Source organism: Streptomyces sp. PKU-EA00015 (genome assembly GCF_013387495.1).
Taxonomy (GTDB): domain Bacteria; phylum Actinomycetota; class Actinomycetes; order Streptomycetales; family Streptomycetaceae; genus Streptomyces.
Map to the genome: position 1 here is coordinate 1 of NZ_JABZEE010000013.1, position 18015 is coordinate 18015.

Annotated in this window: 16 protein-coding genes; 5 read left to right on the forward strand and 11 right to left on the reverse strand. The window is 72.8% G+C overall.

Annotated elements, in window-relative coordinates:
- Nucleotides 1–521: 521 nt before the first annotated feature.
- Nucleotides 522–1517: a tryptophan--tRNA ligase gene (gene trpS, locus HW130_RS11965; RefSeq protein WP_177149491.1), complete on the forward strand. Its 996-nt coding sequence runs from the start codon at nucleotides 522–524 to the stop codon at nucleotides 1515–1517.
- A gap of 54 nt (nucleotides 1518–1571) precedes the next feature.
- Here the strand turns inward: trpS and proC are convergent, their stop codons facing one another.
- The 6 genes from proC to HW130_RS11995 form a co-directional block, all read right to left on the reverse strand.
- Nucleotides 1572–2381 carry a pyrroline-5-carboxylate reductase gene (proC, locus tag HW130_RS11970; RefSeq protein WP_177149492.1) on the reverse strand — a complete coding sequence of 270 codons (810 nt, stop codon included), beginning with the start codon at nucleotides 2379–2381 and terminating at the stop codon, nucleotides 1572–1574.
- 102 nt (nucleotides 2382–2483) lie between these two features.
- On the reverse strand, nucleotides 2484–3221 hold the full coding sequence (locus HW130_RS11975; RefSeq protein ID WP_177149493.1) for an ABC transporter permease: 738 nt from the start codon (nucleotides 3219–3221) through the stop codon (nucleotides 2484–2486).
- Nucleotides 3218–3985 carry an ABC transporter ATP-binding protein gene (locus HW130_RS11980; RefSeq protein WP_177149494.1) on the reverse strand — a complete coding sequence of 256 codons (768 nt, stop codon included), beginning with the start codon at nucleotides 3983–3985 and terminating at the stop codon, nucleotides 3218–3220. The genes HW130_RS11975 and HW130_RS11980 overlap by 4 nt, the downstream gene beginning before the upstream one ends.
- Before the next feature lie 77 nt (nucleotides 3986–4062).
- Nucleotides 4063–4818, reverse strand: a complete 756-nt coding sequence (locus HW130_RS11985; RefSeq protein WP_177149495.1) for a class I SAM-dependent methyltransferase — start codon at nucleotides 4816–4818, stop codon at nucleotides 4063–4065.
- A 25-nt stretch (nucleotides 4819–4843) separates the two neighbouring features.
- Complete coding sequence (locus HW130_RS11990) at nucleotides 4844–5371, reverse strand: hypothetical protein (RefSeq protein WP_177149496.1); 528 nt, start codon at nucleotides 5369–5371, stop codon at nucleotides 4844–4846.
- Nucleotides 5372–5402: 31 nt separating this feature from the next.
- A complete protein-coding gene (locus HW130_RS11995) occupies nucleotides 5403–5711 on the reverse strand; it encodes an SH3 domain-containing protein (protein ID WP_177149497.1) in 309 nt (102 codons plus the stop codon).
- A gap of 151 nt (nucleotides 5712–5862) precedes the next feature.
- On the opposite strand from HW130_RS11995, the gene HW130_RS12000 reads away from it, so the two are divergent.
- Entirely contained in the window at nucleotides 5863–8016 is a 2154-nt protein-coding gene (locus HW130_RS12000) for a serine/threonine-protein kinase (RefSeq protein ID WP_177149685.1), read from the forward strand.
- 36 nt (nucleotides 8017–8052) lie between these two features.
- On the opposite strand, the gene ilvD is transcribed toward HW130_RS12000, so the two are convergent.
- The 4 genes from ilvD to HW130_RS12020 form a co-directional block, all read right to left on the reverse strand.
- On the reverse strand, nucleotides 8053–9906 hold the full coding sequence (ilvD, locus tag HW130_RS12005) for a dihydroxy-acid dehydratase (protein WP_177149498.1): 1854 nt from the start codon (nucleotides 9904–9906) through the stop codon (nucleotides 8053–8055).
- Between the two features lie 129 nt (nucleotides 9907–10035).
- Nucleotides 10036–10662 (reverse strand): TetR family transcriptional regulator, encoded by a 627-nt coding sequence (locus HW130_RS12010; protein WP_177149499.1) that lies wholly within the window; start codon nucleotides 10660–10662, stop codon nucleotides 10036–10038.
- Nucleotides 10663–10692: 30 nt separating this feature from the next.
- Entirely contained in the window at nucleotides 10693–11538 is an 846-nt protein-coding gene (locus tag HW130_RS12015; protein WP_177149500.1) for a sugar phosphate isomerase/epimerase, read from the reverse strand.
- Between the two features lie 22 nt (nucleotides 11539–11560).
- A complete protein-coding gene (locus HW130_RS12020) occupies nucleotides 11561–12493 on the reverse strand; it encodes a Ppx/GppA phosphatase family protein (protein ID WP_177149501.1) in 933 nt (310 codons plus the stop codon).
- A gap of 40 nt (nucleotides 12494–12533) precedes the next feature.
- Here HW130_RS12020 and HW130_RS12025 point away from each other — a divergent pair, with 40 nt between their 5' ends.
- Complete coding sequence (locus tag HW130_RS12025) at nucleotides 12534–13385, forward strand: hypothetical protein (RefSeq protein WP_177149502.1); 852 nt, start codon at nucleotides 12534–12536, stop codon at nucleotides 13383–13385.
- A 110-nt stretch (nucleotides 13386–13495) separates the two neighbouring features.
- On the opposite strand, the gene HW130_RS12030 is transcribed toward HW130_RS12025, so the two are convergent.
- Entirely contained in the window at nucleotides 13496–15169 is a 1674-nt protein-coding gene (locus HW130_RS12030) for a hypothetical protein (RefSeq protein WP_177149503.1), read from the reverse strand.
- A 205-nt stretch (nucleotides 15170–15374) separates the two neighbouring features.
- On the opposite strand from HW130_RS12030, the gene radA reads away from it, so the two are divergent.
- Both radA and disA read left to right on the forward strand, forming a co-directional pair.
- The gene (gene radA / locus HW130_RS12035) at nucleotides 15375–16769 is read left to right on the forward strand and encodes a DNA repair protein RadA (protein ID WP_177149504.1); all 1395 of its coding nucleotides are present in this window, start codon (nucleotides 15375–15377) and stop codon (nucleotides 16767–16769) included.
- A gap of 81 nt (nucleotides 16770–16850) precedes the next feature.
- Nucleotides 16851–18002 (forward strand): DNA integrity scanning diadenylate cyclase DisA, encoded by a 1152-nt coding sequence (gene disA / locus HW130_RS12040; RefSeq protein ID WP_177149505.1) that lies wholly within the window; start codon nucleotides 16851–16853, stop codon nucleotides 18000–18002.
- The last annotated feature ends 13 nt before the right edge of the window (nucleotides 18003–18015 follow it).

Sequence of the window (18015 nt, forward strand, 5' to 3'; positions counted from 1 at the left end):
GCGCTTCCCTTTCCGGCGGACCCGACTCTATCAGATCCTTTCGGGCCTGATTCCCAGTCAGAGGGGGTTGCCTTCCCGGCCGTTGGGCCGTTCCGACGAGGTGAGACTTTAGCGGAATCCCAGCCCCCGACGCTAATCGGGGTCTCACTCGTTCGAAGGTCGAACGCGGATTCCTCATTCCGCGAAAACGCACGCAAGAGACGGGCGCCAGAAAGTCTGTCGCTCGCTCGAGTGGGTCTTGCGGAATGGTGTCCGGGGACCAGCCTGAGCCGGTGCTCACGTCGGACAACTCGGAGAACACTACGGATGGCGGATCCCGGTGTCAACTCGGACCCCGGCCGCGTAGGCTGAGCCGCATGACCACGCGCACGTGCCTCAATCTCTGGTGGGCCGCCTGACGGCGGCCGGCACCTGCGCATGCTCTTCAACGGCCGCCGCTTCGGCGGCCGTTCGCGTATCCCCGCTCCGGGGGTCCGGCCGCGGTAGCGGCGGCTCCGACCCGACACGGAGTGGAGTACGGAATGAAGCGGATCTTCAGCGGCGTCAAGCCGACCGGGCACCTGACCCTCGGCAACTACCTCGGGGCGATGCGACGCTGGGTCGAGATCGACCAGCACCGGTCGGACTCCCTGTTCAGCGTCGTCGATCTGCACGCGCTGACCATCGAGCACGATCCGGCGCGGGTGCGCAGGCTCAGCCGGCAGGCAGCGACGCTGCTGCTGGCCGCGGGGCTGGATCCGGAACTGTGCACGCTCTTCGTACAGAGCCATGTGGACGAGCACGCGCGGCTTTCGTACATCCTCGAGTGCACGGCCACCGACGGCGAGCTGCGCCGCATGATCCAGTACAAGGAGAAGAGCGCGCGGGCTCGGGAGTCCGGGCAGAGCGTGCGGCTCTCGCTGCTCACGTATCCGGCGCTGATGGCGGCGGACATCCTGGCGTACCGGACCGACGAGGTGCCGGTCGGTGAGGACCAGACCCAGCATGTGGAGCTGACCAGAGACCTCGCGGTCCGGTTCAACCAGCGGTACGGGCACACCTTCACCGTGCCGCGGGTGACGCATCCGCCGGTGGCCGCGCGCGTCATGGATCTGCAGGACCCCACGTCGAAGATGGGCAAGTCCCACGAGGTCGGCGCCGGGATCGTGTATCTGCTCGACGAGGCGGACGTGGTGCGCAAGAAGGTCATGCGTGCGGTCACGGACAGCGGGTGCGAGGTCGAGTACGACCGGGAGGAACGGCCCGGTGTCACCAATCTGCTGGAGATCATGGCGGCCTGTACCGGGCGCGATCCGAGGGAGCTGGCCGGGAAGTACGGCTCGTACGGCGCGTTGAAGAAGGACGTCGCGGACGCGGTGGTGGAGGTGCTGCGGCCGGTCAGGGTGCGCCACGCCGAGCTGGCGGCCGACCCGGCGTACATCGACGAGGTGCTGCGAAAGGGCGCCGACCGGGCCAGAGGGATGGCGCGTCCGACGGTCGACACCGCCTATCGCGCGATCGGGTTGCTGCCGGCCTGAAGCGGTGAGCGCGGGCCGCCGCCGTTCATGGCGGGCGGCCCGCGTTCGAGGCGGTCAGCCGTTGCCGGAGGCGAGCTCGCGGCTGCGGTCGCGGGCGGCTTCCAGGGCGGCGATGAGGGCCGCGCGAACGCCGTGGTTCTCCAGTTCCCGGATGGCGCTGATCGTGGTGCCGGCCGGGGACGTGACGGCCTCGCGGAGCTTCACGGGGTGTTCGCCGCTGTCGCGGAGCATCACCGCGGCGCCGATGGCGGCCTGGACGATGAGGTCGTGTGCCTGGGCGCGCGGGAGGCCGAGGAGGATGCCGGCGTCGGTCATCGCCTCGACGAGGAAGTAGAAGTAGGCCGGGCCCGAGCCGGAGAGCGCGGTGGCCGCGTCCTGCTGGGACTCGGGGACGCGCAGGGTCTTGCCGACGCCGCCGAAGATCTCCTCGGCGTGCACGACGTGCTCGGTGGTGGCGTGGCTGCCGGCGGAGATGACGGACATGCCTTCGTCGACGAGGACGGGGGTGTTGGGCATGACGCGGACGACGGGGGTTCCCGCGGCCAGACGCTGCTCGATGGAGGAGCACGTGATGCCGGCCGCGGCGCTGATGACGAGCCGGTCGGCGGTGACGTGCGGGGCGAGCTCGTCGAGGAGCTTGCTCATGTCCTGGGGCTTGACGGCCAGGATGAGGGTGTCGGCACGCTTGGCCGCCTCGGCGTTGGTGACCGCTTCGACCCCGTAACGGGTGCGGAGCTCCTCGGCACGCTCGGGACGGCGGGCGGTGACCAGCAGATCGGCGGGGTGCCAGCCGGCGCGGATCATGCCGCTGAGCAGGGCCTCGCCGATCTTGCCCGTACCGAGGACTGCGACTGTCTGGGTCATGGCTCTGTTCACCTCGCCGGTCGGGATGCGTGCGCTCACATCCTTTCACCGGGGGCGGTGACGTGCCGTGGCCGTCCACGTGGCGGGCACGGCCGGGACGGTTCAGGCGGTGCGGCGGCGCAGGGTGGCGGCGCCGAGGGCGAGGACGAGGACGGCGCAGGCGGCGACGACCAGGACGTCGCGGAGGAAGGCGGCGGTGGTGTCGGTGTGGAGCAGGACCTCGTTCATGGCATCGACGGCGTACGACATGGGCAGCACGTTCGAGACGGCTTCGAGGGCGGGCTGCATCTGGTCGCGGGGGGTGAACAGGCCGCACAGCAGCAGCTGCGGGAAGATCACGGCCGGCATGAACTGGACCGCCTGGAACTCGGAGGCGGCGAAGGCGGAGACGAACAGGCCGAGCGCCGTGCCCAGCAGCGCGTCGAGGAGTGCGACCAGGAGCAGCAGCCAGGGCGAGCCGACGACGTCGAGGCCGAGGACCGACAGGGCCAGCGCGGTGGCGAGGATGGACTGGACGACGGCGACGAGGCCGAAGGCGATGGCGTATCCGCCGATGAGGTCGCCCTTGCCGAGGGGCATGGCGAGCAGTCGTTCCAGGGTGCCCGAAGTGCGTTCGCGCAGGGTGGCGATGGAGGACACGAGGAACATCGTGATGAGCGGGAAGATGCCGAGCAGCGAGGCGCCGATGGAGTCGAAGGTGCGCGGGCTGCCGTCGAAGACGTAGCGCAGCAGCAGGAGCATCAGGCACGGCACGAGCAGCATCAGGGCGATGGAGCGCGGGTCGTGGCGGAGCTGGCGCAGGACGCGGGCGGCTGTGGCGAGGGTGCGGGCTGTGCTCATCGGGCGTCCTCCTGGAGGGCGTCGGCCTCGTCGACCAGGTGGAGGAAGGCCGCTTCGACGGTTTCGGTGCGGGTGCGGGCGCGCAGGTCGTCCGGGGTGTCCTCGGCGAGGATCTCGCCGTCGCGCATGAGCATGAGCCGGTGGCAGCGCTCGGCCTCGTCCATGACGTGGGAGGAGACGAGGATCGTCGCGCCGCGGTCGTCGGCGAGGCGGTGGAAGAGGTCCCACAGGTCGCGGCGCAGGACGGGGTCCAGGCCGACGGTGGGTTCGTCGAGGACGAGGACCTCGGGGGTGCCGAGCAGGGCGACGGCGAGCGAGACGCGGCTGCGCTGACCGCCGGAGAGGCGGCCGGCGAGGGAGTCGGCGTGCGAGGTGAGGTCGACGTCGGCGACGGCGCGCGCGACGTACTCCTCGCGGGCGTCCTGGCGGGCCCGGCCGGGGAGCAGGACGGAGGCGAAGTAGTCGAGGTTCTGCCGGACGGTGAGGTCGTCGTAGACGGAGGGTGCCTGGGTGACGTAGCCGATCCGGGAGCGCAGTCCGGCGTCGCCGGCCGGGCGGCCGAGGACCTCCAGGGTGCCGGTGACCTCGGCCTGGGTGCCGACGACGGCGCGCATGAGGGTCGATTTGCCGCAGCCGGAGGGCCCGAGGAGTCCGGTGATGCGGCCGGACAGGACGGTGAAGTCGAGGCCGCGCAGGACGGTGCGGCCTCCTCGTACGACGGTGAGGCCGCGGGTCAGGACCGCGACGCCAGAGGAATTCATCATGTGATGAATAATGCGCCTGGCGGTGTCCGGGCGTCAAGGACAGGGGAAGCTCGGGGTGGGGCCCGTCGGGACGGGGCTCAGGCGGGGCGGCGGGTGACCGTGAGGTCGACGGCGTAGGCCTCCTCGACCGATCCGTCCGGGAACAGCCGCAGCAGCCCGGCCCGCTCGCGATCGAGGAAGGCGCGGGCCGCGGCCTTGCCCGCCACCAGGAACAGCGAGTGGCTGCCGAGGTTGGCGAGGTGGGTGTCGAGGGGGACGCGCCGGGTCCAGTACAGGCGGTGTTCGGCGCAGGGCACGCCGTCGGGCAGGGCGCGGGCGGCGCCGGGCGCGCCGTGTGCCGCGCCGCCGAAGTCACGCCTCAGCCGCTCCTCCTGGGCGGCGATCCAGGGGACGTCCCGGTCCGCGACGTTCCACCACAGGGCGAGCGCGCCGCCGGGCCGCAGGACTCGCAGGGCCTCGGGGAGGGAGCGGGCGGGATCCGTCCAATGGAAAGACTGGGCGTAGGTGAGGAAGTCGGCGCTCGCGTCGGCGAGGGGGAGGGCGTCGCCGACGCCGCGGACGAGGGGCACACCGGGCAGCGACCGGCGGAACCGGTCGGCCATCGCGGCGCCCGGCTCCACGGCGGTGACCCGAGCGCCGCGCTCGCGCAGCAGCCGGGTGGCGATACCGGTGCCGGCGCCGACGTCCACGGTCCGGGCACCGGTGAGCGGGCGGCCGGACAGTTCCTCGACGGCGTCGAAGAGGGCGGGCGGATAACCGGGGCGGGCGGCGTCGTACTGGTCCGCCGCGGTCTCGAAGGAGAGGGCACGCCGGGACCGATCGGAATCCGTCATGCCTCTCATCCTTCCCCGGAGGCGGCTAGTTGCGCCGGGTCCTGCCGTTCCGGCGGGAGCGGGCCGCCGGGTTGCCGGAGCGGCTGCCGCGGCGCTTCTCGTACTGCCGGAGCGCCGTCTCGTACTCGGCGCGGCGCAGCTGCTCGCCGGGGGCTTCCGTCAGGCAGCGCAGGGAGTAGGCGATGAGGGAGCCGATGAAGCCGATCGCCTTGAGGCTGCGCAGCGAGTCCTCGGAGGGGGAGCCGTTCGGCCGCCGGCCGAAGCTCTCCCAGGTCTTGCGGAAGGCGATGGCGCTGCAGACGGCGAACATGACGACGACGAGGACGTTCACGAAGCCGCCGACCTCGGCGATGGCCAGGCCCTGGTAGGCGAAGCGCAGCACGAGCGCGGCGGCGAAGGCGGTGACGAGCGCCCCGGCGCCGACGGCGGCCCGGCGCAGCCCGTAGCCCCCGTCGTGCTCGACCCAGGTGGTGCCGAAGTAACGGATGGGCTCGGGCCGCGGGCCGGTGCCGCTGCCGGTGCTGTCGCCGGGGTTCTCGGTGTGCTCGCTCACGGGTCGATTATCCCCGCGGCGAGGGTGAGGGTCAGGAGCAGCGGATGGTGACGTAGCCGTCGCTGCCCGTCTGGACGTAGGCGTCGGAGACGAATTCGCCGTTGGCGATGTTGTCCCAGATGTTGGTGGTGCCGTAGGGGCCGGTGATCGTCTCGCCCGGCTTCTGGCAGTTGATCGGGACGCTCGCGCCGTACGGCAGCACCCGGATGACCGGGTACTGGGTACCGGGGCCGGAGCGCACGTTCAGCCGCACGCCCGGTGCGACCGGGTAGCGCTTGACCGTGAAGGTCTCCACGGCCTCGGTCCCGGCCTGTTCGCCCTGTACTTCCTCAACAGCCATCGAGTTCTCCCCCGTTGATGCACGTCTGATGCACGTCGTGTGAAAGCGGCGTGGCTCGCCGCGCGCAGGCTAGCAAGCCATGGCCGGATCGTACGCATCATCGACTAGGCTCCGAGCGTCGCGCGTGCGCACCATCAGACGGGGGTGGGAGATGCCACCGCTGCGCAGTACCGGGTGGTTCCCGGAAGCGGAGCATCCGGAGTATGCCGGGCAGTACCGGCTCGAGGCCTGCCTCGGCAACGGCGGCATGGGCGTCGTCCACCTCGCCACCTCCGCTTCGGGCCTGCGGCTCGCGGTCAAGGTCATTCACGCCGAGCACGCCTCGGACCCCGAGTTCAGGGCGCGTTTCCGCCAGGAGGTCGCCGCAGCCCGCCGGGTCAGCGGCGCGTTCACGGCACCGGTCGTGGACGCCGACCCCGACGCCGAACGCCCGTGGATGGCCACGCTGTTCATCGACGGTCCGACGCTGTCGGACCGGGTCAAGCGGAACGGTCCCCTGGCCGCGCCGGAGCTGCGCAGGGCCGGCGCGGGGCTCGCCGAGGCGCTGCGTGACATCCATCGCGCCGGCGTGGTGCACCGGGATCTCAAACCCAGCAATGTGCTGTTGGCGCCTGACGGACCGAAAGTCATCGACTTCGGGATCTCCCGTCCCGCGGACAGCGATCTGCGCACGGAGACCGGGAAGCTGATCGGGACACCGCCGTTCATGGCTCCCGAGCAGTTCCAGCGCCCGCGTGAAGTCGGGCCCGAGGCCGATGTGTTCGCGCTGGGCGCCGTGCTCGTGCACGCGGCGACCGGCCGAGGCCCGTTCGACTCCGACAGCCCCTACATCGTGGCGTACCAGGTCGTGCACAACGAGCCCGATCTGGCGGGCGTGCCGGAGGATCTCGTACCGCTGCTGCGCAGGTGCCTGGCCAAGGACCCGCGGGAGCGGCCCACGCCGTACGAGCTGATGGTGGCGCTGCGCGCGTCGTCGCCGTCGTCGGGGTGCGACACCCAGGCCTACATACCGGCGCAGCGCGGACCGGAGCAGCGGGAGAGGCGGCTCCCCGCGGCGGAGGAGTCCGCCGCTCCCGGAGGGAAAGCCGGTGCCAAGCGCCGCGGCCGGGCCCGGTGGGCGGCCGTCGCCGCCGGCCTGGTGGTGCTGGCCGCCGGTGCGGTCGTGACCGCCACCGCCACGTCGGACGATCCGGGACCGGGCCGCGCGAAACCGCGCGCCGAGCAGTCCTTCCGCCCCTGGAGCGTGGCACTGCACCGCGGCGGCGGCGAGAACCGGACCCCGGTGTGCACCGGGGCCGGCCCTGCCCTCTTCTGCACGGCTCCCGGCACCGGAGCCGTACGGCTCGACCCGGCCGACGGCAGCACCGACTGGTCGGCAAGGAGCGCGGGTCCGCGGACGGCCCGGGGACAGGGCGACGCGGGTCAGGAGCCCGTACTCGCGGGCGGCCTGCTGCACGTCACCACGGCGGGCGGCGACCGCTACGAGGCGCTCGACCCCGCGACCGGCGCGGTGCGGTGGGACCTCGACATCTCCGCGTACGCCACGGTGCGTCCGCTCGGTGACGTCGTGCTGCTGGTCACAGAGGGCGGGCAGGTGCGGGCCGTCGACGCCGCGACGGGCGCGGACCGGTGGCGGAAGCGGCTCGGCGGGCCGGGCACGCAGTGGGTCCGGGCCGCGGACGGCGAGGGTCCCGCGTTCGACGCGACGCTCTCCGCGGACGGAAGGACCACACACGTCGGCGCGATCGACCCGGCGAGCGGCCGGCGGCTGTGGAGCGAGCGGCTCCAGGGCTCGCTGGCCCCGGCGGGGGCCGTGGACGGTTCGCTGTATCTGCTCTCGTCCGACGCGGACGGGTTCACCGACGCCGTGGTCCGTGTGGACACGGCGTCCGAGGACCGCGCCGTCAGCCGTGTCCCGCTGGCCGCCCCGGTCGACCAGGCGCAGGCCACGGTCGCCGGGTCCGTCGTCTACCTGTCGGGCGCGGGCGGTTCGCTCCTCGCGGTCGACACGTCCCGGTCGGCCGGGGACGCGCAGCTGTGGCGCCTGGAGACCGCAGTGACCCACCTGTCACGGCCGGCGGCCGACGACCGCTCCGTGTACGTGTCGGCCGGTGACGGGCGCCTGCTCGCCGTCGACGTCGCCCGCGGCACGCTGACCGGCCAGACCAGGCCCCGGATGGACGACGGACGGTTCACGTACGCGGCCCTGCTGCCCGCCCCCGTCACCGCGCCCGGCACGGTCTTTGCCACCGCCCCCGACGGGTCCGTCTTCGCCGTCGACGCGAAGGACCCGGCGCGCTGGTGAGCGCGCCGGGTCCCCGGTGACTGCGATACGGGCGGGTCAGCCCAGCTTGGAGACGTCCCGCACCGCGCCCTTGTCCGCGCTCGTCGCCATCGCCGCGTAGGCGCGCAGCGCCGCCGAGACCTTGCGTTCGCGGGACTTCGGGGCGTACGCCCCGCCCAGCGCCTGCTCGCGGCGGGCCAGTTCGGCCTCGTCGACCAGCAGCTCGATCGAGCGGCCCGGGATGTCGATGCGGATGCGGTCGCCGTCCTCGACGAGGGCGATGGTGCCGCCGGACGCGGCCTCCGGGGAGGCATGGCCGATCGACAGGCCGGACGTGCCGCCGGAGAAGCGGCCGTCGGTGATCAGGGCGCAGGTCTTGCCGAGGCCGCGGCCCTTGAGGAAGGACGTCGGGTAGAGCATCTCCTGCATGCCGGGGCCGCCCTTGGGGCCCTCGTAGCGGATGACGACCACGTCGCCGTCCGTGACCTGCTTGTTGAGGATCTTCTCGACGGCCTCCTCCTGCGACTCGCAGACGACCGCCGGGCCCTCGAAGGTCCAGATGGACTCGTCGACGCCCGCCGTCTTCACGACGCAGCCGTCGACGGCCAGGTTGCCCTTCAGCACCGCCAGGCCGCCGTCCTTGGAGTACGCGTGCTCCGCGGAGCGGATGCAGCCGCCCTCGGCGTCCTCGTCGAGGGTGTCCCAGCGCTCGGACTGGGAGAAGGCCTCGGCGGAGCGGACGCAGCCGGGGGCCGCATGCCACAGCTCGACGGCCTCCGCGGACGGGGAGCCGCCGCGCACGTCCCACGTCTTCAGCCAGTCGGCGAGCGACGGGCTGTGGACGCTGTGCACGTCCTCGTTCAGCAGCCCGGCGCGGTGCAGCTCGCCCAGCAGGGCGGGGATGCCGCCGGCGCGGTGGACGTCCTCCATGTAGTACGTGCGGTTCTTCGCGACGTTCGGCGCGACCTTGGCGAGGCACGGCACCCGGCGCGAGACGGCGTCGATCTCGTCCAGACCGAAGGGGACGCCCGCCTCCTGGGCCGCCGCCAGCAGGTGCAGGATCGTGTTGGTCGAGCCGCCCATGGCGATGTCGAGGGCCATGGCGTTCTCGAAGGCGGCCATGGTGGCGATGTTGCGCGGGAGGACCGACTCGTCGCCCTGGGCGTAGTAGCGGTCGGTGAGCTCGACGACCGTACGGGCGGCGTTCTCGTACAGGGCGCGGCGGGCGGTGTGGGTGGCCAGGGTCGAGCCGTTGCCGGGCAGGGACAGGCCGATGGCCTCGGTCAGGCAGTTCATCGAGTTGGCGGTGAACATGCCGGAACAGGAGCCGCAGGTCGGGCAGGCGTTCTCCTCGATACGGAGCATGTCCGCGTCGGAGATCTTGTCGTTGACGGCGTCCGACATCGCGTCGACCAGGTCGAGCGTGCGGACCGTGCCGTCGACCAGGGTGGCCCGGCCGGACTCCATCGGGCCGCCGGAGACGAAGACCGTCGGGATGTTCAGGCGCAGGGCCGCGTTCAGCATGCCCGGGGTGATCTTGTCGCAGTTGGAGATGCAGATCAGGGCATCGGCGCAGTGCGCCTCGACCATGTACTCCACGGAGTCGGCGATCAGGTCGCGCGAGGGCAGCGAGTAGAGCATGCCGCCGTGGCCCATGGCGATGCCGTCGTCGACGGCGATCGTGTTGAACTCGCGCGGGATGCCGCCCGCCTCGCTGATCGCCTGGGAGACGATCCGGCCGACCGGCTGGAGGTGGGTGTGGCCCGGCACGAACTCCGTGAAGGAGTTGGCGACGGCAATGATCGGCTTGCGGCCGATGTCCGCGCCCGGTACACCGGAGGCCCGCATAAGGGCGCGGGCGCCCGCCATGTTGCGGCCGTGGGTGACAGTGCGGGACCTCAGCTCGGGCATCGTCGCTCGCTCCTCGTCGTGATGGGTGTACCTCTCTCGAGCGTACGCCGCGGCTCCAAGATCTGGACAGCGTGTCCGGAATGCGGGACGCCCGGCTCAGTCCTCGGTCGGCTCGGTTTCCCGGTCCGCTCAGACCCCGGTCGGGCCGGGGTCCGTGAGGTAGCGCTGCAGCGTGGGCGCCACCATCCGCACGATCTCCTCCGTGTCCACCGAGGCCAGCGGCTCCGCCTTGATCACGTAACGCAGGATCGCGATACCGATCATGTGGGACGCGGCGAGTTCGGCACGGAAGGTCGGGTCCGGTACGTCGAGGTCGCCCGCGACCCGCTCCAGCAGCCGCCGCAGGACGAACCCGCGCAGCACCGTCGCCGCCGCCTCGTGGGTCAGCGCGGAACGGATGATGGCGAGCAGCGGGGCACGGGTCGCCGGGTTCTCCCAGACGCCGATGAAGTAGCGGGCGAGCCGCTCGCCGATGCCCTCGGTGCTCGTGCCGAGGATCACGGGGATGGCCAGCGCGGGCTCGAAGGAGACCTCGATCGCCGCGGCGAAGACGTCGTCCTTGGTGCCGAAGTAGTGGTGCACGAGCGCCGCGTCGACCCCGGCGGCACGCGCGATCCCGCGCATCGTCGTCTTGTCGTAGCCGCGCTCGGCGAACTCGGTGCGCGCCGCCTGGAGGATCCGCTCGCGGGCGCCGGGCCCCTCGTCGGCCGCCTTGCGGGCCGGCCGCCCGCGCCGCCGGGGCGCCGCGCCGGTCATCGGGCCGTACCGGTCATCGCGCCGTGCCCGTCACCGCGTCCTACCGGTCCCGCCGTGGACGCGCGACGAGGCCGCGGAGGCCAGGTGCAGCCGCGTGAAGGCCAGTGCCTCCGCCAGGTCGGCCTCGCGTTCGGCGGCGGACATGGCGCGCCGCGTGTTGACTTCGATGACGACGTGGCCGTCGAAGCCGTTGCCGGCCAGGCGCTCCAGCAGTTCGGCGCAGGGCTGGTCGCCGCGGCCGGGCACCAGGTGCTCGTCCTTGGCGGACCCCTTGCCGTCGGCCAGGTGCACGTGGCCGAGCCGGTCGCCCATCCGGTCCACCATTGCCATCGTGTCGGTCCGCGAGGTCGCCGTGTGCGACAGGTCGATCGTGAAGTGCCGGTAGTCGTCCTTGGTGACGTCCCAGTCGGGGGCGTACGCGAGCATCTCCCGGTCCCGGTAGCGCCAGGGGTACATGTTCTCCACGGCGAACCGGACGTCCGTCTCGTCCGCCATGCGCCAGATGCCGCGGACGAAGTCGCGCGCGTACTGCCGCTGCCAGCGGAACGGCGGGTGCACGACCACCGTGGAGGCCCCCAGCTTCTCGGCGGCGGCCTGCGCCCGCTGGAGCTTGACCCACGGGTCGGTGGACCAGACCCGCTGAGTGATCAGCAGGCACGGGGCGTGGACGGCGTGGATGGGGACCTGGTGGTAGTCGGAGAGCCTGCGCAGCGCCTCGATGTCCTGGCTGACGGGGTCCGTCCAGACCATGATCTCGACCCCGTCGTAGCCGAGGCGCGCGGCGACCTCGAAGGCGGTCGCCGTCGACTCCGGATAGACGGAAGCCGTCGACAGGACAACCTTCGCATCCGGGATGCGCACGACTGGTTCTGCCACGGAGACAGCCTAAAGGCACGCGCTAGGCGGTCGGCAGATGGTCGAGGCGCCGCAGGATGACGCCCTCGCGCAGCGCCCAGGGGCAGATCTCCAGTTCCTCGGCGTCGAAGAGGTCCATCGCCCCCTCCGCGACCAGGGCTCCTGCCAGCAGCTGACGGGCCCGGCCCGGGGAGACGCCGGGCAGGCCGGCGCGCTGCTCCACCGTCATGGCGGCGAGCTTGGGCACCCAGCCGACGAGTGACGAACGACTCAGCACGCGCTGGACGTAGAGGCCCTCGCCGGAGCGGGCCGCACCCGCGATGCGGGCCAGCTGCTTGAAGGTCTTGGAGGTGGCGACGATGTGGTCCGGCGGGCCCAGCCGGCTGAATTCGCCGACGACACGGGCGATCTCGGCGCGCACATGGCGCCGCAGCGACTTCACGTCCCGCGGGTCCGGCGGGTCGCCGGGCAGCAGTCCCACGGTCAGCCGGCTCGCGCCGAGCGGCAGGGAGACGGCGGCGTCGGGCTCCTCGTCTATGCCGAACGCGATCTCCAGCGAGCCGCCGCCGATGTCGAGGACCAGCAGCTTCCCGGCCGACCAGCCGAACCAGCGGCGGGCCGCGAGGAACGTGAGACGCGCCTCCTCCGCGCCCGTGAGGACCGTCAGCTCGACCCCCGTCTCGGCCTTGACCCGGGACAGGACCAAGTCCGCGTTGGTCGCCTCGCGCACGGCGGAGGTGGCGAAGGAGAGGACCTCTTCGCAGCCCTTGTCCTCGGCGGCCTGCAACGCGTCGGCAACGGTGTGGACCAGCCGCTCGATGCCCTCCTCGCCGATGGCACCGCCCTCGTCGAGCAGCTCGGCGAGACGCAGCTCCGCCTTGTGGGAGTGCGCGGGAAGGGGGCGGGCGCCGGGGTGGGCGTCCACCGCCAGCAGGTGAACCGTGTTCGAACCGACGTCGAGGACTCCGAGTCTCATGGACGGAACGCTACTGCGGTCGCACGCATACGCTGGAGCCGTGCCAAAGACGAAAAAGGCGAAGCCGGGCAAAGCAGTGCCCGCTACGAAGTCCGAGCGGCCCGACAACCCCGACAAGCGCTCCACGAAGAAGACCGAGCCCGACGAAAAGGGCCTGGACTTCCCCCGAGCATGGGTGGAGTTCCCCGACCCCGCCGACGACGAACAGGTCTTCCGGTGCGACCTGACGTGGCTCACCTCACGCTGGAGCTGCATCTTCGGCAGCGGGTGCCAGGGAATCCAGGCCGGGCGAGCGGACGACGGCTGCTGCACGCTGGGCGCGCACTTCTCCGACGAGGAGGACGAACAGCGCGTGGCGGAGCACGTGGCACGTCTGACGCCGGACCTGTGGCAGTTCCACGACGTCGGCACCGGGACCGGCTGGGTGCAGCAGGACGAGGACGGTGAGCGCCAGACGCGCCGCTGGGAGGGCTCGTGCATCTTCCAGAACCGCCCGGGCTTCGCGGGCGGTGCGGGCTGCTCGCTGCACATCCTCGCGCTGCGCGAGGGCCGGGAGCCGCTGGAGACCAAGCCGGACGTGTGCTGGCAGCTGCCGGTGCGGCGCACGTACGAGTGGATCGACCGGCCGGACGACACCCGCGTGCTGCAGGTGTCGATCGGCGAGTACGACCGCCGGGGCTGGGGCCCGGGCGGGCACGACCTGCACTGGTGGTGCACGTCGGCGACGTCGGCGCACGGCGCGGGCGAGCCCGTGTACGTGACGTACCGCCCGGAGTTGACCGAGCTGATGGGCAAGGCGGCGTACGACGTGCTGGTGGAGCTGTGCGAGGCACGTCTGGCGTCGTCGCTTCCGCTGGTGGCGCCGCACCCTGCGGACCCGAAGCCCCGCTGACGGGCGGGCCGGGCGGGCGGCGGCCCGCCCTCGGCACCCGGCTGCCGGGCCGCACGCCCCCCGGTGCGCGCAGTGCCGGGCGGACGCCGCGGAGGACCGTTTCGACCGGGTCAGTCCGAAGGCGGCGGGGTCGCCGGCTCGGACGGCGGTTCCGACGCGGGCGGTGACGTGGGCGGGTCGGACGGGTCGGGCGAGGACGGCGGCGGCGAGGTCGGCGGCGTCGGGTCCGGCGAGGACGGCGGCGGGCTGGAGGGCGGCGGACTCGACGGCGGTGTGGGGGTCGGGTCGGGCGAGGAGGGCGGCGGGCTGGTCGCCCCGCGGCCGTGGATCGCCACGACCGCGCCGGCCGGCTCGATGCCGACCTGCGCGCGCCAGTAACCGGACGGCTCCCGCGAGGAGTCGACGGTGAGGTACAGAGTGACCGTTTCGCCGGGGTAAAGAGTGCCGGACGAGCGCGTGGTGCGCAGCCAGGGCACGTCCGTCCACAGCGACCAGTCGACCGGGGCGCCGCCGGAGGCCATGAGCGTGATGACGGTGGTGTCCCCGGCGGGCTGCGCCTCGACCGTGAGCCTGCCCGGGCCCCGCCCGGAAGCGGAGGGCGGGGCGGGGGTGCCCGTGCTGATCACCTCTACGGAGACCTCGGACGTGTGGCGGGCGGCCGTGAAACGGGGGTCGGGCGTCGCGCTCGCGTTGCCCGCGTGCTCGTAATGGCCGTACGGGTCGCCCTCGGCCGAGCCGACCTGGTCGCCGGCGCTGATGGCCGGCCCGCGATGGCCCTCACCGGTCAGCGGCGCCCCCCGGTACGCCGCCCACAGGGCGAGCACCGGTGCGGCCACGACGGTGGCAACGACCGTGGTGGTCACCACGCGGGCGCGCATCCGGTCGCGCCGGGCGGCGTGGTCCTTGGGATCGAGCGGGAAGCCGTCCGGGCCGAAGCGCGGGGCACCGGCGCGGGCGCGGGGGACGTGGCGCATCGCGACGTACGCGGCGGCGCGCGGCGCCTCGACCAGGGGCAAAGCGGCCGGTGTGACGGACGAGCCGGGCCAGGGCCCCCGGGCGCCGGCGCGCTCGGCGGCGCGACGGCAGCGGGGGCAGTCGTCCACGTGACGCACGAGCTCGCGGCGCAGCGCGGCCGAGAGCAGGACGCGGTTGTCGCCGGTGAGCCGGGCGACGGCCGGGCAGTTGCCGGTCTCGACGACGGCGAGCGCGGCCCGGGTGCGCTCCACCTCGCAGGCCGCGGCGGCCAGCAGCTCGCGGGCCGCGACCTCGCCGAGGCCGAGGACCGAGGCGACGGCGGCCGGGCCGAGGCCGTGGCGCACGGCCAGTTCGAGGGCCTCGCGCTGCTCGGGGGTGGTGCCGGCGGCCTCGGGCCAGGCCAGCAGGGCCAGTTCGGCGCGGCGGCGCTCGGCGGCCTCGGGGGCGACGCGGGGCGCGGGCTCGCCGCCCGCGGCGGGCCGTCCGGTGTGGGAGCCCTGGCGCCTGCGGCGCTGCTCGCTGAGCCGGCGCAGACAGGCCCAGCGCGCGAGCGCGTACATCCAGGCCCTCCGCTCGGCCTCGCCGGACGGGCAGCGTCCGTGCTGCCGTTCGGCGATGGCGAGGACGTCACCGAGGACCGCCGTCGCCGCGTCGTGGTCGCACAGCACGGAGAGGCAGTAGGTGAACAGGCCGTCGAGATGCGGCTCATAACGCGCGGGCGGTCGCTCGGCGGACGGACGGGGCGCGCGACGGTGCGCGCGGTGTGCGCCGGTGATGTGGGTAGGGGATTCCAGCCTGCTGCTCGTCACTCCGTGACCGTAGGGGCAGCGCCGGACCCTGTTCGTACCCCTTGAGCACTTTTAATCCATACGGGTGAACCGTTCCTTCTAGGGAGGACAGAAGGGACAGGTTCCGCGCCCCGGGTGCCCACTGTTTCGCGCTGTGCGCCGGGCAGCGGCCCTCCGGCAGCGGGCGCCGGGCAGGGCTGTCAGTGGGCCCCGCTACGGTTTGCGCATGGCTGCCCGTACGAAATCCGCGAAGGACCGGCCGTCCTACCGCTGCACCGAATGCGGCTGGACCACCGCGAAGTGGCTCGGCCGCTGCCCCGAGTGCCAGGCCTGGGGCACGGTCGAGGAGTACGGCGCCCCCGCCGTCCGCACCACGGCCGCCGGCCGGGTCTCCACCGCCGCGCTGCCCATCGGTCAGGTCGACGGCCGGCAGGCGACCGCGCGCTCCACGGGCGTGGACGAGCTCGACCGGGTCCTCGGCGGCGGTCTCGTGCCGGGGGCCGTCGTGCTGTTCGCGGGCGAGCCGGGCGTCGGCAAGTCCACGCTGCTGCTCGACGTCGCGGCCAAGGCGGCGAGCGACGACCACCGCACGCTGTACGTGACGGGCGAGGAGTCCGCGAGCCAGGTCAGGCTGCGCGCCGACCGGATCAGGGCCCTGCACGACCACCTCTACCTGGCGGCGGAGACGGACCTGTCCGCGGTCCTCGGCCATCTGGACGCGGTCAAGCCGTCCCTGCTGATCCTCGACTCCGTGCAGACGGTGGCCTCCCCCGAGATCGACGGCGCGCCCGGCGGCATGGCCCAGGTCCGCGAGGTCGCGGGCGCCCTGATCCGCGCCTCCAAGGAGCGCGGCATGTCCACGCTGCTGGTGGGCCATGTGACCAAGGACGGCGCCATCGCGGGTCCCCGGCTGCTGGAGCATCTCGTCGATGTGGTGCTCCACTTCGAGGGCGACCGGCACGCCCGCCTCCGCCTCGTCCGCGGCGTGAAGAACAGGTACGGGGCGACGGACGAGGTCGGCTGCTTCGAGCTGCACGACGAGGGCATCACCGGCCTGGCCGACCCCTCGGGCCTGTTCCTCACCCGCCGCGACGAGCCCGTCCCCGGCACCTGTCTGACGGTCACCCTGGAGGGCCGCCGCCCGCTCGTCGCCGAGGTGCAGGCGCTGACGGTCGACTCCCAGATCCCCTCCCCCCGGCGCACCACCTCGGGTCTGGAGACCTCGCGGGTGTCGATGATGCTGGCCGTCCTGGAGCAGCGGGGCCGGATCTCCGCGCTCGGCAAGCGCGACATCTACAGCGCGACGGTCGGCGGTGTGAAGCTCTCCGAGCCCGCGGCCGACCTCGCGATCGCCCTCGCGCTGGCGTCGGCGGCGAGCGACACCCCGCTGCCGAAGAACCTGGTCGCGATCGGCGAGGTGGGGCTCGCCGGCGAGGTCAGACGGGTGACGGGCGTCCAGCGGCGGCTCACCGAGGCGCAGCGTCTCGGCTTCACCCACGCCCTGGTGCCCTCCGACCCGGGCAAGATCCCGGCGGGCATGAGAGTCACGGAAGTCGCCGACATGGGAGATGCTCTGCGGGTGCTCCCACGCGTCCGCCGGAAGGCTCCCGACGGCGCCTGAGGCGTACGCCCCCCGGGGCGACGAGGCTCGCCGGTAGACTTTGCCCTGGTCTCGCCCACCCGTACGAGCCGGAGGAGTGCAGTGGCAGCCAAGGACGGGGCAGCAGCACCCGGAAAGTCCGGCCAAGGCACGGGCAACGAAGCGCTGATCCGCGCCGCCCTGAGCGCGGTCGCCCCGGGCACCGCCCTGCGCGACGGCCTGGAGCGCATCCTGAGGGGGAACACCGGTGGACTGATCGTTCTGGGCATGGACAAGACCGTCGAGTCGATGTGCACCGGCGGCTTCGTGCTGGACGTGGAGTTCACCGCGACCCGGCTGCGCGAGCTGTGCAAGCTGGACGGCGCGCTGATCCTCGACAAGGACATCTCCAAGATCCACCGGGCCGGTGTCCAGCTGGTCCCGGACGCCTCCATCCCGACCGAGGAGACCGGCACCCGCCACCGCACCGCGGACCGGGTCTCGCGCCAGTGCGGCTTCCCCGTGGTGTCCGTGTCCCAGTCGATGCGGCTGATCGCGCTCTACGTGGACGGGGAGCGCCGTGTCCTGGAGGAGTCCGCCGCGATCCTGTCGCGGGCCAACCAGGCGCTGGCCACCCTGGAGCGCTACAAGCTCCGCCTCGACGAGGTCGCGGGCACGCTGTCGGCGCTGGAGATCGAGGACCTGGTCACCGTCCGGGACGTCACGGCGGTCGCGCAGCGTCTGGAGATGGTGCGCCGGATCGCCACCGAGATCGCCGAGTACGTGGTGGAGCTGGGCACCGACGGCCGCCTCCTCGCGCTCCAGCTCGACGAGCTGATCGCGGGCGTGGAGCCCGAGCGCGAGCTGGTCGTCCGCGACTACGTGCCCGAGCCGACGTCCCCCAGAGCCGCGCCCGGGAGGGGCGGCCAGCGCTCGCGCACGGTGGACGAGGCGCTGGCGGAGCTGGACGCCCTCACGCACACCGAGCTGCTCGAACTGCCCGTCGTGGCACGGGCGCTGGGCTACAGCGGCTCGCCCGAGACCCTGGACTCCGCGGTCTCGCCGCGGGGTTACCGCCTGCTGGCGAAGGTGCCCCGGCTGCCGGGTGCGATCATCGAGCGGCTCGTGGAGCACTTCGGCGGACTGCAGAAGCTGCTGGCCGCCAGCGTGGACGACCTCCAGGCCGTGGACGGCGTCGGCGAGGCGCGGGCGCGCAGCGTGCGCGAGGGCCTGTCGCGGCTCGCGGAGTCGTCGATCCTGGAGCGGTACGTCTGAGACGTGTACCGGC

Excerpts from the sequence above, each read along its gene's own strand:
- trpS (WP_177149491.1), top strand. The coding sequence starts at position 522 with ATGAAGCGGATCTTCAGCGGCGTCAAGCCGACCGGGCACCTGACCCTC.
- proC (WP_177149492.1), bottom strand. The coding sequence starts at position 2,381 with ATGACCCAGACAGTCGCAGTCCTCGGTACGGGCAAGATCGGCGAGGCC.
- HW130_RS11975 (WP_177149493.1), bottom strand. The coding sequence starts at position 3,221 with ATGAGCACAGCCCGCACCCTCGCCACAGCCGCCCGCGTCCTGCGCCAG.
- HW130_RS11980 (WP_177149494.1), bottom strand. The coding sequence starts at position 3,985 with ATGATGAATTCCTCTGGCGTCGCGGTCCTGACCCGCGGCCTCACCGTC.
- HW130_RS11985 (WP_177149495.1), bottom strand. The coding sequence starts at position 4,818 with ATGACGGATTCCGATCGGTCCCGGCGTGCCCTCTCCTTCGAGACCGCG.
- HW130_RS11995 (WP_177149497.1), bottom strand. The coding sequence starts at position 5,711 with ATGGCTGTTGAGGAAGTACAGGGCGAACAGGCCGGGACCGAGGCCGTG.
- HW130_RS12000 (WP_177149685.1), top strand. The coding sequence starts at position 5,863 with ATGCCACCGCTGCGCAGTACCGGGTGGTTCCCGGAAGCGGAGCATCCG.
- ilvD (WP_177149498.1), bottom strand. The coding sequence starts at position 9,906 with ATGCCCGAGCTGAGGTCCCGCACTGTCACCCACGGCCGCAACATGGCG.
- HW130_RS12010 (WP_177149499.1), bottom strand. The coding sequence starts at position 10,662 with ATGACCGGCGCGGCGCCCCGGCGGCGCGGGCGGCCGGCCCGCAAGGCG.
- HW130_RS12020 (WP_177149501.1), bottom strand. The coding sequence starts at position 12,493 with ATGAGACTCGGAGTCCTCGACGTCGGTTCGAACACGGTTCACCTGCTG.
- radA (WP_177149504.1), top strand. The coding sequence starts at position 15,375 with ATGGCTGCCCGTACGAAATCCGCGAAGGACCGGCCGTCCTACCGCTGC.